This is a genomic window from Psychrobacter sp. CX10, from assembly GCF_057621575.2.
The window spans coordinates 2616284-2633894 of record NZ_CM177736.1; the positions used below are offsets into that span (position 1 = coordinate 2616284).

The 17611-nt window shown below is 43.3% G+C and carries 10 protein-coding genes; 6 read left to right on the plus strand and 4 right to left on the minus strand.

Features of this window, described 5'->3' with window-relative positions:
- Window positions 1-37: 37 nt before the first annotated feature.
- Entirely contained in the window at window positions 38-1621 is a 1584-nt protein-coding gene (lnt, locus tag AC21OH_RS10595) for an apolipoprotein N-acyltransferase (protein ID WP_487370415.1), read from the minus strand.
- Window positions 1622-1869: 248 nt separating this feature from the next.
- Between lnt and recG the strand changes: the two genes are divergently transcribed.
- Both recG and AC21OH_RS10605 read left to right on the plus strand, forming a co-directional pair.
- Window positions 1870-4113 (plus strand): ATP-dependent DNA helicase RecG, encoded by a 2244-nt coding sequence (recG, locus tag AC21OH_RS10600; protein WP_487370416.1) that lies wholly within the window; start codon window positions 1870-1872, stop codon window positions 4111-4113.
- Between the two features lie 76 nt (window positions 4114-4189).
- A complete protein-coding gene (locus AC21OH_RS10605) occupies window positions 4190-5965 on the plus strand; it encodes a potassium/proton antiporter (RefSeq protein WP_487370417.1) in 1776 nt (591 codons plus the stop codon).
- Between the two features lie 177 nt (window positions 5966-6142).
- Here the strand turns inward: AC21OH_RS10605 and AC21OH_RS10610 are convergent, their stop codons facing one another.
- Window positions 6143-8365 (minus strand): tetratricopeptide repeat protein, encoded by a 2223-nt coding sequence (locus AC21OH_RS10610; RefSeq protein WP_487370418.1) that lies wholly within the window; start codon window positions 8363-8365, stop codon window positions 6143-6145.
- A 26-nt stretch (window positions 8366-8391) separates the two neighbouring features.
- The gene (locus AC21OH_RS10615; RefSeq protein WP_487370419.1) at window positions 8392-8727 is read right to left on the minus strand and encodes a hypothetical protein; all 336 of its coding nucleotides are present in this window, start codon (window positions 8725-8727) and stop codon (window positions 8392-8394) included.
- A gap of 593 nt (window positions 8728-9320) precedes the next feature.
- Between AC21OH_RS10615 and AC21OH_RS10620 the strand changes: the two genes are divergently transcribed.
- Both AC21OH_RS10620 and AC21OH_RS10625 read left to right on the plus strand, forming a co-directional pair.
- Window positions 9321-10055: a glucose 1-dehydrogenase gene (locus AC21OH_RS10620; RefSeq protein WP_487370420.1), complete on the plus strand. Its 735-nt coding sequence runs from the start codon at window positions 9321-9323 to the stop codon at window positions 10053-10055.
- 347 nt (window positions 10056-10402) lie between these two features.
- Complete coding sequence (locus AC21OH_RS10625; RefSeq protein WP_487370421.1) at window positions 10403-12139, plus strand: flavin-containing monooxygenase; 1737 nt, start codon at window positions 10403-10405, stop codon at window positions 12137-12139.
- A 183-nt stretch (window positions 12140-12322) separates the two neighbouring features.
- On the opposite strand, the gene AC21OH_RS10630 is transcribed toward AC21OH_RS10625, so the two are convergent.
- The gene (locus AC21OH_RS10630) at window positions 12323-13306 is read right to left on the minus strand and encodes a DJ-1/PfpI family protein (protein ID WP_487370422.1); all 984 of its coding nucleotides are present in this window, start codon (window positions 13304-13306) and stop codon (window positions 12323-12325) included.
- Window positions 13307-13884: 578 nt separating this feature from the next.
- On the opposite strand from AC21OH_RS10630, the gene AC21OH_RS10635 reads away from it, so the two are divergent.
- Together AC21OH_RS10635 and AC21OH_RS10640 are read left to right on the plus strand one after the other, a co-directional pair.
- Window positions 13885-15519, plus strand: a complete 1635-nt coding sequence (locus AC21OH_RS10635) for an alkaline phosphatase (RefSeq protein ID WP_487370423.1) — start codon at window positions 13885-13887, stop codon at window positions 15517-15519.
- Between the two features lie 211 nt (window positions 15520-15730).
- Entirely contained in the window at window positions 15731-17455 is a 1725-nt protein-coding gene (locus tag AC21OH_RS10640) for an alkaline phosphatase family protein (protein WP_487370424.1), read from the plus strand.
- Window positions 17456-17611 lie beyond the last annotated feature (156 nt).

Here is a 17611-nt window from a genome sequence, read left to right on the forward strand (position 1 = left end):
GTCTTTTTGTGGATTAACAGTCTATTTTAAAACACCATTATGAACGGCTTGCTCGTCTACCCACGATACTGAGCAGTAAGATTAGCGCTATAATGAATAATATAGGATAATTTCCAAATCGCACAAACGGCGTTATGCCTGTACGAGATTCAACTTCGCCGCGCAGTACGGTACGCTCAAACTGCGGGGCGCGAGCCACTATTTTGCCGCGATGATCGATAATAGCGGTGACTCCTGTGTTGGTGGCTCGCATAAACCAGCGGCCCGTCTCTAACGAGCGCATTTGTACCATTTGTAAATGCTGTAGAGGGCCTGCTGAAGTACCAAACCAAGCATCATTTGAAATGGTTAATAAAAAATCAGTATCTTTCGCATTACGGCGTGTGGTCTCTGGATAAGCCACTTCATAGCAGATTGCTGATCCCATATTATGCCCTCGGACTTGTATGGGCGATTGATTGCTGCTACCTCGGCTATAATCCATAACCTCATCACTACCTGCTAGATTCGGGAACAGGTTCAAGACGCCTTTAAAGGGAATGTATTCGCCAAACGGTACTAGGTTTTGTTTTTTGTACAGTCCTTCGGCTTGCGACCCTAATGCAATGACACTGTTATAAAAAGGCGCGTAGTCTTGCGTTGCTGGATCGTAAGCATCTTGATCTTTGTAAGGAATACCTGTCACCCATGTGGTGTCAGTTTGCTTAGCCGCTTTTACCACTTCTGATATAAAAGGCCATGCTTCGGTCTGAAACATAGGTATAGAGGATTCAGGCCATATCACCATATCCTGATCCCACTCCGTTCGAGTCATCGTGGCATAAATCTCAAGTGTCTTATAACGGTACTGAGTTAACCATTTCAAATCTTGTGGGATATTGCCTTGAATTAGCGAGACTTTTAAAGGCTCTGTATTTGGTTTGGGCTGAGTCCACGCAGGATTAAATAACCACAGTCCTATACTCATAAGCAAAAGTATCGCTGTTGCCACAAGATATCCTGCCCGTTTGCGAAACACCTCAACCACACTGGCACCAAGCAGCACTGCCACAAACGACACTGCAAAGACACCAGCGACTGGTGCCAATGACGACAGCCAATATTGTTCTGTAAAAGCATAGCCCACAAATAGCCAAGGAAAGCCTGTAAATAGCCACGTTTTAAGCCACTCTTGTAGCACCCAAAGCGCCGCAAACGCCAAAGGCTGCTTGCCAACAAAACGGTTAAAAATGACTGCAAGCACTGCATGAAACAGCCCCATGCCAAGCCCCATAATGGCTATAGCCAGTAGTGCAAGCGGTACAGAGACATTGCCATACTCATGAATAGAGGTATATAACCAAAACGCGCCCACACACCATAGCCCCATGCCATAGGCTTCACCAATAAAAAAAGCACGTTTTTTAAACATCGGCGCCAATAATAGCGCATACAAAATGGCGGGGGAGACTAACGCAATAATCCAATATCCATAAGGGGCCAGCGATAGCATAAACATCGCTCCTGCCAACCACGCGACAAGCAGCGCAATACCGATTGGTAGTTTAGGAGCGTCTGAGGTAGCACTTAACTTGGATACAGGCGTTAGGCGGTTACTAACGTGTTGGGTTGAGGCGCGCATGAAGGCTCCAAGCAATAATTCAATAGGTTTTTAAAGTATTATTTGACAGTTTAATTCGTAGGGGTCTATTTATTATAGGCGTATCATAACAGCCTTAAACCAAAAAATCTTAAGCCGTGTACAGTATCTGCAAGTGGTAGTGCGGAAATATTATAATATGTTCTATAATCAATAGCATTAAGGTCTGTTGAACTGATCCTAATTACATACCGCTTCGTGTTATCTTTATATTTTAATAAGAGCTTCTAATGCCAACATCGTCAAACGCTCCTCAGCATCCTTTAAAAGACAAACTGCCACCCAGCGCGGTCGACTTGCCTGTTAATGCCTTATCTGGTGTTGGGTCAAAGATTGAAGGTCAGCTTGAGCAATTGGGTGTGACCCGTTTGTTTGATTTATTGCTTCATTTGCCAAGAGATTATGAAGATCGTAGCCGATTGGTATATATCAGTGACTTACAAGATGGACAATCTGCACTCATAGAGGGTGAAATAACGTATGTAGATAATAAGCGCGGCGGTATGACCGTGGTCATAGAAGATGCTACGGGTGCCATTCAGCTACGGTTTTTTAAAGTATATGCCTCATTAGTACAGTCCATGCGTCTTGGTGCGCGCTTACGTCTGTTTGGCGAGGTTAAGATAAGCCGATACGGCATGCAGATGGCACACCCTGAGTATACGATGGTAAGTGCAGGCACCCCTGTGGTTAATACCGGTCTACAGCCCATTTATCCCACCGTAAAAGGACTACATCAAAACAAACTGCGTACCCTCGCAAAGCTTGCACTACATACTATTAATCAGCAAGGAACAACGCTTAGTGTCTTTACAACTACTGATTGGGAGGCGGTTAATCAGTTGCCTGCACCTCTACCCGGTTTATCTGCCACCCCTCCCATATACCCCAAATCCTCACCTGACACGACCACTACAACAGCACACAATGTACCAAGTTGGCAGACGCTAACATTATTTGAAGCACTGACCTTAATACATACGCCGCCGATGCATACAGACATAGCATTGCAAGCGGCTCAATTAGAACAATTAAAAGACCGTACTCATCCTGCGTGCCAGCGTCTGATTGTTGAAGAGCTGACCGCACATCAGTTAAGTATGTTATACCGCCGTAAGCAGCTGCATCAGCATAAAGCACCTAAATGTGATGACACCAGCCCATTAGCGGACAAACTACTGGCTAACCTGCCGTTTAGCTTAACTAACGCTCAAAACCGCGTGATTAAAGAGATTACCAATGACATGAGCACCTCAATTCCAATGCTCCGCTTAGTACAAGGCGATGTGGGTGCTGGTAAAACCCTAGTAGCGGCACTGTCGGCTTGCTATGCGTTAGACAGTGGGTGGCAAGTGGCAGTGATGGCACCGACTGAAATCCTTGCCGAGCAGCATTTGATTAACTTTAAGGCGTGGTTTGAGCCTTTGGGTATCGGGGTGGGATGGCTTGCGGGCAAACAAACCGCCAAGCAGCGCCGAGACGCTTTAGAAGCCGTGGCAGAAAATGAGGTGCAAGTGGTGGTCGGTACGCACGCTTTGTTTCAAGACAAAGTAGTTTTTGCCAAGCTTGGTATGGCCATTATAGATGAGCAGCACCGCTTTGGGGTTGAGCAGCGAATGGCCTTGACCAATAAAGGCGTAGCAGACAGCACCCCGCATCAGCTTATCATGACCGCCACTCCGATTCCGCGTACGCTTGCGATGAGTGCCTATGGTGATATGGACACCTCAATCATAGATGAGCTGCCGCCAGGTCGTACGCCGATTACCACGGTTACCATTGACCGTGCACGCCGTGATGAGGTGATTGACCGTATTGCTGCTAACTGCGCTGAGGGCAAACAAGCATACTGGGTGTGCCCCTTAGTTGAAGATTCTAATACCTTAAACGCTCAAGCTGCCGAAGCGACTTATGCCGACCTCGACGACCGCCTTGATATCCGCATTGGCATGGTGCATGGCAAAATGAAGTCAAAAGAAAAGCAAGCGATCATGGCAGCGTTCAAAAATGCGGAGCTTGATTTACTGGTTGCGACAACGGTTATTGAAGTGGGTGTGGATGTACCAAACGCCTCGCTGATGGTGATAGAAAATGCGGAACGCTTGGGCTTATCGCAATTGCATCAGCTACGCGGGCGCGTAGGGCGCGGCTCGACCAAAAGCTACTGCGTACTGTTGTATCAAACCCCGCTATCGGAGACAGGCATCGAGCGTCTAAACGTACTGCGTGACAGTAATGACGGCTTTGTTATTGCCCAAAAAGACTTGCAACTGCGCGGTCCTGGCGAGCTGCTTGGCAAACGCCAAACCGGTAACGTGGGCTACTATGTGTCCGACTTGATGCGCGATGAAAACCTATTAATGATAGCCAGTCACCTTGCCAAACGGTTAATTGATGACGACGCGCGTAAAGCTGAGGTCACTCAGTTGATTCACCGCTGGATGCCAGAGGCCAGTAAATATACCAATGTTTAGGGCTAAGCGCATTAAGATGATATTGTGTCTGTCTTAACCCAAATCTTTCATTCTATTTGAATAGAGTCTATCTAATATGGAAACCTTAAACATCGTCTACCTTGTTGGATCGCTACTTATATTCTCTAGCGTGATGGCAAGTACCTTGTCGGCACGTTTGGGCATGCCGCTGTTACTCCTATTTTTAGTCATAGGTATGCTGGCAGGTGAAGAAGGGCTGTTGGGCATTGAGTTTTCGCAGTACACAATGGCGAATCTAGTGGGGCAAGCGGCACTGGCGTGTATCTTGTTAGATGGTGGGCTTAGAACTTCATTCCAGTCCTTTAAGGTCGGGTTAAAGCCCGCAGTGACCCTTGCCACATGGGGTGTGTTCGCCACGGTGGTTATTCTAGGTCTGTTTGTGACGTGGCTGCTGGGTGTTGATTGGCGTATTGGATTGCTGATGGCAGCCATTGTTGGCTCTACTGATGCGGCGGCTGTATTCTCCTTATTGCGACATGGTGGCGTTAAACTCAACGACAAAGTGCAGGCGACGTTAGAGTTAGAATCGGGCGCTAACGATCCATTCGCAATCTTACTAGTGACGGGACTTATCGCCCTTAATGTCGACCCTGCTGGCCAAACCTTTTTAGGATTTATTGGGCTATTGGCACAGCAATTGGGCTTTGGTCTACTGATGGGCGTGCTATTTGGTTACGCACTGGCAAAGCTATTGCCCAAGGTGCATCTGCCTGTGGGCATGTATGCCATATTTATTTTATCGGCCGGACTTGCGGTGTTCGCAGCCACCAACATCATTGGCGGTAGTGGATTTTTGGCGGTATATTTGGCCGGTGTGGTGGTGGGTAATCATAAAGTACGCGCCACCGAGCATGTCCTTAGGGTGATGGACAGCTTTGCGTGGCTGTCCCAAGCGGTATTATTCTTAGTACTGGGTCTGCTCGTGACCCCCTCTAATGTTATTAACGTGTGGTATCACTCGGTAGCGATTGCCCTATTTATGATATTTATTGCCCGCCCTATCGCGGTATTTACCAGCACGCGATTTTTTGGTTTTAAGTTCAATGAGATAGGCTTTATCTCTTGGGTCGGTCTGCGCGGCGCCGTACCAATCACCTTAGCGATACTTCCCATTATCGCGGGCGTTGATGATGCCTTTTTGCTATTTGATATTGCCTTTGGCGTGGTTATTTTATCCTTGGTTTTGCAAGGCAGCACCATACCTATTGTGGCAAATTTATTTAAAGTCAGAGTGCCTAGTACGCCTGAACCTGAGGAAGAGATGGAAATATGGGTCTCGGACGATGCTAGCATTACCTTATACGAGTTTGAGGTGAAACCCGGGTCGTTTGCTATCGGTCGTTATCCTAAGGATCTATCTTCAAGAGTAAATAATGATGAAATTGAGCTATTTGCGTTGGTGCGACACAATAAAATTATGCGTGTCGATGAAGACACGCGGTTAAATATGGGCGATCGGGTTTGGTACGGTTTACGTGGTGATCATGCCAGTACGATTGCGCGTATATTTAATGACTTTAAAATTGATACCAGACAGGTAGACAGCTTTTACGGCGATTGGGTCGTGTCGCCGCATGTAAAGCTGGGCGATTTACCCATCTTTAAAGGCCGCCAGCCCAAAGCGATGGATGAAGATGCACTCGTTAATACTGAGATTGCGTTGTGGGAGCAAACGGCAGCTGAGTTTATTCAATCAAAGTTAATAGCGCCTATCGTGACTGGGGATAAGGTGGCGATTAATGAGGAGTGGTCGTTTATTGTGAATGAGGTGGATGAGCGTGGTGGGCTTAGGAGTGTGGAGCTTAAGCATTATGAGGTTGAAGAGGATTAGGTTATAGGGTAATAAAGACCAAATCATCAAGCCTGAAACTGCGCCTTATATCTTCACCATTATTACACAAGCGACAGTGATTGTGATGAAAGATGTGGGTAATGTACCTTTGATGAATGCTTTAGCTTTAATAGCATTAGATCATAAGATTATGAATAAATACGATAGTGTAAAAATTTACTCAAGCATTGCTTTTAACCTCATATAATTATTTCTAACAGTTTGCGTATTAGGATGCGATGTGCCCAACGCCTTTTCAAGAATTTCTAATGCTTGCTCAAATAACGGTAAGGCTTGCTCATAATCGCCTGTGCGTTGATATAAACCAGCTAAGTTATTAAGGCTGGTGGCATAATCAGGGTGAGTCTCCCCTAAGCTATGTTTTCTTATTGCCAGTGCTTGCTCACATAACGGCAAAGCTTGCTCATAATTGCCTATTATTTGATACAAACCAGCTAAGTTATCCACACTGGTGGCATAATCAGGGTGAGTCTCCTCTAAGCTTTGTTTTTTTATTGCCAGTGCTTGCTTATATAACGGTAAAGCTTGCTCGTAATCGCCTATGATTCGATATAAATCAGCTAAGTTATTGAGACTGGTGGCATATTCAGGGTGAGTCTCCCCTAAGCTTTGTTTTTTTATTTCCATTGCTTGCTTATATAATGGTAAAGCTTGCTCATAATCGCCTATGCTTTTATATAAACCAGCTAAGTTACCTACACTAATGGCATAATCTGGGTGAGTCTCCCCTAAGCTTTGTTTTGTAACTGCTAGTGCTTGCTTATATAACGGTAATGCTTGCTCATAATTGCCTGTATTTCTGTATAAGCTAGCTAAGTTGCCCGCACTAATAGCATAATCAGGATGAGACCTCCCTATGCTTTGTTTAATATGTTCAATAGAATCTTTTAACGTAGTTATACCCAATGCGTAAACACCATTATTATACAAAAAAAAAGCAAGACGATTTAAATGGTTAACTAATAACTTTGACGATTTTGACTCTTTGACTAAACCAATACTACTCCTTATATAGCCTGCTATAGCAGGTAGGTAAGTTGGATTAAGTTGTTCTTTTATTGATTGTGCTGGATTGGCTCCTTTATCAGTAAAATTGTTGTCATTATCTAAAAGTGCGGTAGGAAAATTTAAACGACTAATTAAATACTTGAATAATTCTTTGCCGACTAAAAACATATTACTCGCTGTATAGCTTACTATAGCAAGTAAAAAAGTTAGATTGATTTGTTCTCGTTTAGATTGCGATATATTGTCTTTACTACCAATAATGTGCGCATCAAACTGACGATAGTAGCTCTCCATATTCTCAATGACGGGCTTCACAAACTCATATCGTGCCTCGTTATTTTTATAGTCGTCACAAAATTGACTGCATACGGCGTGGCTGATGACTTGGTGCATTCTGAAGTATCTTGAGTGGCTATCTTCTGCTGTTTCGTTAGCAGTCGCCATCTGCAACCAACCGCTTTTTACTAGTTTATTTAGAATAGATTTTTTATCAATTTCATCAAGCCATGTCAGCAATAAATCAAAAGTAATAACTTGACTGTCCATTAACGAAATATGATACAAGATATATTTCTGTGTTTCATCTAACCTAGCAAGCACAAAGAGTTTACCTAATGCGGTATTTATATCTTCTTCAAATGAGGTGTTATCTTTGTCGTATTCTGCCTCACCTTCTATATTAAATTTATTATTTTGTAGCTCATTCAATAGCTGTGTTGGTGTATATGGTTCCGCTTCGGCAAGTTTACTAAGCAATTCAATCAATAAGGTATGGCTGCCGGCTAACGTTACTATTTTTGTGATTTCATCATAATAATCCGCTTTATGAAGCTTTATAGATGCGTCACTATGCACTAAGAACAAATCAATACACTTATCGAGCGGTAAACTTACTATGGACTTTATATCAAAATTAGAATAGCGTTTACTTCTTGAGGTTGCCATAATATGGCAACGATTAGTGGGCAATATACTAAGCATATTAAGCTCGTTTCTACTATTCAAAATTGATGACTCATTGTAGGGCAAATCATCCAACACCAATAATAAATTATCGAGTTGCATCAACACGCTGATGATACGTTGTAATTTGTTAGGGTCATCATCTGTGGTTAAATGCTTTAGACCAAGCGCCTCTAATAGGTTTTCATCGGTCAGAAAACCTGCTTCAATACCATTGCTACAGTTGATAGCGATAACGTTTTGATAATTAACATTCTCAAACTCGCCAACAAACGCCTTATGTACCCAATGACTCATTAAAGCACTTTTACCCATACCACCCATACCTTGTAGTAGTACAGGGGTTTGGTAGTCTCGCATGGCTTCAGTAATGGCTACCAACTCTTTATCTCGACCAACAAAGGTCAAGTTTGTAGTATGAAGCGGTAGCCATTCTACTTTTTTGGTGTTTCTTCCTTTGAATAGTGATGATGGGTTTCGTGATATCCACCTTCTTCAACGATAATTTGACGACTGTTACCACTAAAAATATTTATACACTTCTCTTCAAACGTTTTTTTATCCACGCTTTTTACTTGAGTTTTCAAGTTGTTTGAATCAATAACTTTAACTATTTGCTCAGCCTGTTGTGGTTCAATAACAATGGACTTTTTATCAGAATAGTATTGAATCAAATCATTTGCAGTAACGTGAGTCGCTGCTTTTAAATAGTCGTATAACCCATTTATAAACACTCCTGTAGCAACAACACCAACCATATCTTCTGACATTTTTTTAATTCCTTAAGATAAGCTTATTTTTCTGATAAAAACGCTTAATAGATATCATGCCACAGTGATAACTTTAGGCAAGAGTTTATTGTTGACGTAGGGTGCTTTCCACGCATCCAACTAGATATTGCAGTTCTAAACGTTCATAAACGTCGCCTTAAGTGTGGTTTAGCCCTGATTGTAGCGGATATACTGGTAGACTTGGCAAGTTGCGGAGGTTTGGTTTGGGGTGGCATGGCGTCTAGCCAATGACACTCCAAACCTTAGCCACCGCCTTGCCAAGACTGGCAGATAGTAGCGTAAAGCAGGTTTCCGCTGCTTATTTTTTGTTTTAGGGCGTGCCTTAATCTCTGTGTTGATTGCTGTCTTCACAAATGGTTATCGCAACCTTGCAATAATCGCCACTAAATAACAAATGCGCCACGTAATTTACGTTGTGCGACTGGTCTAGAACGTGACCTATTGGCATACTTTTAAGCAGTGATTAACGCAGATAACTACTATATAACCATAAGTCAGATAAGCTTAAGCCAGATAACCATAAGCGTTAATTACTTTAACAAACAAAATAATAAGTGATAAGGAGTATAACGATGGCACGTTTACAAGATAAAGTCGCAATTATTACCGGCGCGGCGCAAGGTATGGGCAAGTCGCATGCCGAACTGTTTGTAGCTGAAGGTGCAAAGGTAGTGATTACCGATATCAATAGCGAGAAAGGCGAGGCGGTCGCCAAAGCGCTTGGCGATCAGGTGTTGTTTGTTAAGCAAGATGTAACCGATGAGCAGGATTGGCAAAACGTGGTTGAGCAAACCAAAACGGCGTTTGGCAACATTGATGTGTTAGTCAACAATGCGGGCATTACCATGCGTAAGTCGCTGTTGGATACGTCGGTAGAGGATTATATGCGTATTTTAAAGATTAACCAGTTGTCGGTATTTTTGGGTATGAAAGCGGTGATACCGTCTATGCAGGAAGCGAAGCAAGGCTCGATTATTAATGTGTCGTCTTTAAATGGTTTGGTGGGTGGTGCGATTGGTTATACGGATTCTAAGTTTGCGGTACGTGGGATGACCAAAGCGGCGGCGCTGGAGTTTGCACCCGATGGTATTCGTATTAACTCGGTGCATCCGGGGGTGATTGAAACGCCGATGATTACGCAAGGTGACACCAAAGATGCGGTAGAACAGTTTGCAAAATCGATTCCGTTACGCCGTATGGCAACATCTGAAGAGGTTAGCAAAATGGTACTGTTTTTGGCATCGGATGAGTCCAGCTATTCTACTGGGTCAGAGTTTGTGATTGATGGTGGTTTAACCGCTCAGTAGAGTTTGCTTTCGGCCATAATAACAATTATTGCGGTCATTAATATTTGTAATAATAGTGTGCAGCCAAAAGCCTATTAGGTTGATTTATAAGTTTTTAGGTGGATTCATTAACAGGGCGCACACTATTTTTTCGTCCCAATTTTATATCAATGTACGTTACAATTAAGAGGCGTAATTGGTGATTTAGTATTAGTTATTGAACCATAAATTGTATAGTCAAAGAACTTTAAAGTAGTCACAAGGCAACCGAGTGCAAGTACTACTAGGGTAGGCTTAACGAGGTTAACACCGTGACTCTTTATAAGTTCGCTGACTATAGTTATAAACTCTCAAGGATGAGCGACATCATGTTTCCTTTCATCAAACGTCATCATAGGTCAGCATCTACGGCAGCTGACTCTAGTCCTAGTTCTAGTCCTAAAAATGATGACAATAATAATACGCCGTATATCTCCTTTCGGCAGAAGCTGCCACAATTGCCAAGCCTGCCCAATTTGCCTAAACAAGCGGCTGCTAAGGTGCGTAAATTTAAGCCTACCCTGCCTTATAGCGCAAAAAAATCCCCCCAACTGGATGTTTTAATCATCGGTGCGGGGATATCGGGTGTCGATATGGCAAACCATATAAAGCGTGACACGCTGCTGTCCAAATCTATAAAAAAAGGACGGGTTAAGGTTGTTGAGAAGCGCAATGCGATTGGGGGTACGTGGGATCTGTTTAAGTACCCTGGTATTCGCTCGGATTCGGACATGACCACATTTGGCTTTGCTCATCGTCCGTGGATGGGCACAAAAACTTTGGCAGATGCCGATTCTATCAAGCACTATATCGAGGCGGCAGCAAGAGACGCTGCTATCGATAGCTTGATTCAGTTCAATACCGAGGTGACACAGATTGAGTGGTCAAGCCCGCTTAAGTATTGGACGGCCACGTTGACAGATACTCATACTGGCGAGAGCCAAACGGTGACCAGTCGCTTTGTTATCGGGGCGACAGGTTATTACGACTTTGAGCAAGGTTATCAGCCGCATTTTAGAGGTGAGGAGCAGTTTGAGGGTCAGATTATTCATCCTCAGCAGTGGCGCGAAGACACGGATTACGACAACAAACGTGTGGTAGTGATTGGTAGTGGGGCTACGGCGGTTACTCTCGTGCCAGCACTGGTGGATCAAGCAAATACCTCTGATGTTGATAGCGTCCAACGTGCCGCGCATGTAACCATGCTACAGCGCTCGCCTACCTATATCGGCAGCGTGCCTAGCGAAGACGATAGCTTAAACTTACTCACTAAGTATTTAAGACTTAGTGATAAGACAGCATACGACATCGTGCGCTGGCGTAATATTCTTATTCAGCAAGGGCTGTATCAGTTTGCTCAAGCAGCCCCTAAGCTTGTGCGAAGAAGCCTACTCAATAAGGCCAAAGATGCGCTTAAGGGTAGCGATGTCGATATCAAACATTTTGAGCCAGAGTACAACCCGTGGGATGAGCGTTTGTGTGCAGTGCCTGATGGGGATTTATTTAATGTATTACAAACGGATAAGGCAGATATTGTCACCGATACCATTGAGTACTTTACGCCCACTGGGATTCAATTGACCTCAGGACAGCATTTGCCTGCCGATATTATTGTTACTGCCACAGGGCTTAAGCTTCAAATGCTGGGCGGCGCTAAGGTGATTGTCGATGGGGAGGTTAAAGAAGTGAGTGAGCGTATGACTTATAAAGCAGTCATGGTAGATAGCACGCCTAATTTGGCAGTTTTATTTGGATATACGAACGCCTCATGGACGCTTAAAATTGACTTGGCGTGTCATTACATCACTCGTCTTTTAAGGCATATGGTTTTGTACGGTTATTCAACCGCTGTTGCCAGTCCCGTTGCTAAAGATGGTGAAACGGTTTCTAAGCTGCCTGATACGGTCATGGGGTCTTTAACTGCTGGATATATCAAACGAGCAGAAAATGTGCTACCAAAACAAGGCGATCGTTATCCTTGGTACGTGACCAACAGCTACTTTAGCGACCTTATAATGCTTAAGCATCAACGGCTTGAGGATAAATGGCTAAGGTTTGGCAAATAGATTTTACCAATTTTATGACTTAAGGTTTGTGAATTTGTTATAACCACACACTAAAAACGCTTAATAGCCAATTCTTTATGAATGACTATTAAGCCTTTTGTTAAGCGTTTTGGTAAGCGTTTAATTGCTATGTAGCTACTAGAAATTAGTACTTAATATAATACAATATAATTTAATTAAGCTTTATCTTACAGAGTCCAGCAAAGTGTTCACTGCAAGCTTACCAAAGTCATTAGCGGCAAGTGGACCATCTCCTGAGATTAAGTTTCTATCTTTGTGCGTGTTGCCAGTGGCCAGTCTATTAGAAATTGTAACGCCAAGCGCTTCTAGCTTTTCGTTAAAGTACCAAGGCATCTCACCCGGTAAGTAGCCCATCTTCGGCATTTGTTTGTCCATAACATCTGGGAAAGCAACAATGTCATAGCCTTCATAGATAAAGTCTTGTTCTAAATTCGAATCTGTATCTGTATTAGCGCTCATACCTTCTGGACGATCCAAATCAGCTGCCAATAATGCGGCTGGACCATGACAGATGACTAAGGTTAGCAGCTCATTTGATTTACCCCAGCGCAGTAGCTCCCCTAAATATTTGTCTTCAGGAAGCCCTAACATCGCCCCATGACCACCAGGTATAAAGATGGCGGCATACTCATCATTGTCTGCCATTTTGTTTTTGACAAAGTCTTCAATGCTATTAGGCGCTTCAAGTTTTGTCTTATACTCTTTATAGATGTCTTTTACCTTGTCATCCTCTTCTGGCATCGCCCATTGTTCAATTTTGACCGCCTCGCCAGTTGGGGTGAAAATATCTACGTCAAATCCTGCTTTTTTAAAGTGCAGTAATGGCACAAACATCTCAACAGGATGGTTACCTGTATCAAACTTCTTACCATCCGCCATTGTCATGTACTGCTCCTGAGTACAAACCATTAAAATACGCTTATCGCCTGCATATGGCATGTCATAATCGCTATCGTCATAGTTTGTTTTGTTTGGCGCAGCAATCTTAAGTGCGGACTTCGCAGGAATGTAGACGCCTTCTTCCACTTCTTGTGGCTGTATGCCTAGGGTTTCTTTGATATTGTCTAGTTCTACATTATCAAGCTTTTCCTCGATCTTTTTCTTAACCGTATTCAACGCGTCGTTTAAAGTGTCTTTGATAGTCATTATTCAATTGCCTCTTTTTAATTTTCAAGTGAATGTTTTAATTTTAAAGTGAATGTTTTAATTTCGAAGTGAATGTTTTATAGCATATAGGATTTAATTGATATATTCCCTTATACATCCATGCTTTGTTATATGTTTCAATTTTATTTTCTTTAGTTCTAGCTATATAAAATGGATAGGGTAATCGATCTCTGTGCTAATAACTGCCAAGTAGTCTGTGTGTTAAAACCATACTTTATTAAGATATCAAATTCGTCACCGTTTATAACGCGATTCGTGTGCTTTAATTTTGGGTGTTTCGTAAGCTATGTTAAGACTAAGTATCTATATTTGCGCGACAGTTTGCGCGGGTCGTGAGCTACGGTTGTGCATGTTTTGCGACGGTTTGCATGGATCTTGATAGCTTATGAATTTTAAAACACTGTTTTTTATTTTTGAAAAGTTCTAACGCGTTCCACTTTATTCTTATTTATATTTTATTTAATGGGTCATATTAATAACTTTGTAACACCAAACTGATAAAACTGAAATTGAAACTCTTATTGATAGTTAATTTATGGTTTACCTAGGATGTGAATATGACCTCTACCCCCTCTTTTAAAAATGATAATAAATACTTAATACCGTCGCCACTTTTTAAGACTGCCTATACCGCATTGACAGCCTTTATGATGACGATTACTTGTAGTACTGCCATGGCAGACGTATTGCCCGCCTATCAAACCAACGATCCTTGGTTTACCGATGCCAAAGCCAGCGTTCAGCAAAAAGTCAACAGCTCAAAAGACGTAGGCCGCGCCAAAAACGTTATTTTATTTGTGGGCGATGGTATGGGCATCTCAACCTTAACCGCAGCGCGTATTTTAGACGGTCAACAAAAAGGGATGATGGGAGAGGAAAACTACTTAAGTTTTGAGCGTTATCCCAATACCGCCCTTATTAAAACTTATAACACCAATCAGCAAACGCCCGATTCGGCAGGTACTATGACTGCGATGGTATCTGGCGTTAAGACTCGAGCAGGGGTTTTAAATATTGCCCCTGATGCACGGCGCGCAGACTGCGCCAGTGCCAGCGGTCGAGAGTTAAACACCTTATTTGAATATGCTGAAACTCAAGGGCTATCCACTGGTGTGGTGACCACTGCCCGTTTGACCCATGCAACACCTGCTGCAACCTATGCCAAGTCTCCTGAGCGTAATTGGGAAAGTGATGACAAGCTCACTGATGAAGCAAAACTAAACGGCTGTCAGGACATCGCCACACAATTTGTCGAATTTGGTACCAAGCCTGGTCAAGGCGATGGTATAGATGTCGCCTTTGGTGGGGGTCGTCGTCACTTTATCAGTAAAGAGGCGGTAGATAATGAAGGCCAAAATGGCAAACGCACGGATGGTAAAAACCTTATAGAAGAATGGCAATCTCGTACAGGCGGCGTATACGTAGAAGATGAAACTGGGTTTAATACTATTCCAAGCGATGCAGACAAGGTACTGGGCCTATTTAACGCCTCCCACATGCAATATGAGTCTGATCGTAGCAATGACGTGTCTGGTGAACCTTCACTTATTGACATGACTACCAAAGCCATCGAATTGTTAGAAAATCGCAGCGCAAAAACAGACAAAGGTTATGTGCTGGTGGTTGAATCAGGGCGTATTGACCATGCCCACCATGCAGGCAATGCATATAACGCGCTAGAAGACACCATCGAATATTCAGAAGCGGTGGATGCGGCGCAAAACATGGTAGGCGACGATACCTTAATCATGGTAACCGCCGATCATAGCCATGTGTTTACCCTAGCCGGCTATCCAAAACGTGGGAACCCCATCTTAGGTAAAGTCGTGGGAACGGATGAGCACGGGCTTCCAGAATCAGCGCCAAAGCTTGCATTAGATGATATGCCTTACACTACCGTAACGTATGGTAATGGTCTTGGTTATCGCGACTTAGGTGATAACACCAATGCAGATAAATCGTACGATTCTGGCCCTGAAACAGGACGCCGTGATTTAACCCATATTGACACGACTCGCCCAGGATATCATCAAGAAGCCTTAGTTTCTCTTGACTCAGAATCACATGCGGGCGAAGACATCTCATTACATGCTAAAGGCCCAGGATCAGCTTATGTACAAGGGGTTATGGAACAAAATGCTGTATTTCATGTCATTAACAAAGCGCTTGGGCTTGGTGTCGTAGCCAAATAGCCTTATGTTTTTCGATCTGTTTAGCGGTTTGTATAGCGCTCTGTATGACAATTTATATAACTAGCTATAGCCGTTGTTAGATGAACAAGTCATACAGCAACCGACTCAAGTACAACTAAAGCTACTAAAAAACGATCAAGATACCAAAACGATCAATCATTTTACATATAACAATTAAACTTATTCGTCGTTAATTCGGCAGGAGAAACTTATGTTGCACCGCAGAACCGACAACATTCATAAAAACAATACCTCTAGATATAGCCTTAAAAAAAGCCGTCTAAATACCGCCCTACTGACTGTAAGCATGACTCTACTAACAGCCACGATTACCAGCTGTACTAGCCTGTCTGCACAGCAAACAAACTATCAAGATAATATGTCCCCCATTCAAGCGCCATTAAATGAAAAAAGCGAAGCTTGGTTTGAGGCGGGTGCTCTAAAAGTGGCGCAAAACGAAGCTGAAATAAATAAAATTATTTCAGAGTCAAAACAAACCACTATCGATCAAGGTAAAGCCAAGAACATTATTCTATTTATAGGCGATGGCATGGGCGTATCTACCGTGACCGCCGCGCGTATCTTAGAGGGTCAAAATCAAGGCAATACGGGGGAGGAGAACTTATTATCTTTTGAAACCCTACCTTATACTGGTTTGATCAAAACCTACAATACCAATCAGCAAACACCCGATTCGGCAGGCACAGCGACGGCAATGCTCACCGGCGTTAAGACAAAAGCTGGGGTACTAGGGATTACTGACCGTGCCAACCGCGCAACATGTACCGGATTTAAAGGTGAGAAGCATGCAGAGCTAGTGACAGCGCTAGAGCTGGCATCTATGGCGGGCAAGGCCACCGGGATTGTCACCACCGCACGCTTAACGCATGCAACTCCAGCTGCCGCTTATGCCAAAACCTCTGAGCGTAACTGGGAAAGTGATGACAAATTAAGTGACGAAGCCAAACGTGGCGGCTGTAAAGATATTGCCACCCAGTTCGTTGAATCGCCTTATGTCGATGTGGCATTTGGGGGTGGTCGCCGTCATTTTATTGATAAATCCAGCACTGATCTAGAAGGTAAGACAGGTAAGCGTCGAGATAACACTGATCTCACTCAAGTATGGCAACAGAATACAGGCGGCGTGCTGGTACAAAACAAGGCCCAGTTTGATGCCATACCCAATCATGCCAAAAAAGTCCTTGGTTTATTTAATTCCTCGCATATGCAGTACGAAGCAGATCGGCATAATGATAAGTCTGGCGAGCCTTCGCTGACCCAAATGACCACCAAAGCCATAGATTTGTTAAATCAAGACGAGGATGGTTTTTTTATGCTGGTTGAGTCAGGGCGTATTGATCATGGCCATCACGCGGGTAGTGCTTATAATGCGCTAACCGACACTATTGAGTTCTCTAACGCGGTTGAAGCCGCCATGCGCAAGACATCCCCTGAAGATACTCTAATCATCGTTACCGCAGACCATAGCCATGTATTAACCTTGGCAGGCTACCCTACCCGTGGCAACCCAATCTTGGGTAAAGTTGTGGGCAATGACAAATACGGTGAGCCTAAAACAACGCCTGATTTGGCGATGGACAACAAGCCTTATACCACTTTAAGTTATGCAAATGGCCTAGGACATCATGACTTAGGAGACGAAACGAATGCGGATGTGGTGTATGATAATGACGCCGTTAGTGGCCGAGATGCGCACGATTTACACGCAGTCGACACCTTAAGATCGGGCTTTCATCAAGAAGCCTTAGTACCTTTAAAATCAGAAACTCACGCTGCTGAAGATGTGGCTATTTACGCCCGTGGTCCTGGTGCCCGACTGGTCTCTAGTACCAGCGAACAAAATGAGATCTTTCACATTATGGATTATGCTGGTAATTTGACGAATTTAGCACGGTCTAAGGCAGCCGCAAACTAAATAGTTAAATACATACATTTTATAAATCATTTATTGTTATTGATACTGACATCAAAAAGGACAGCACATAGGCTGTCCTTTTCAATACATCAAATTATATACGTCATATACAGAGCAATAATTTGATACGATAGACTAATCTATTCGATTTAAAAT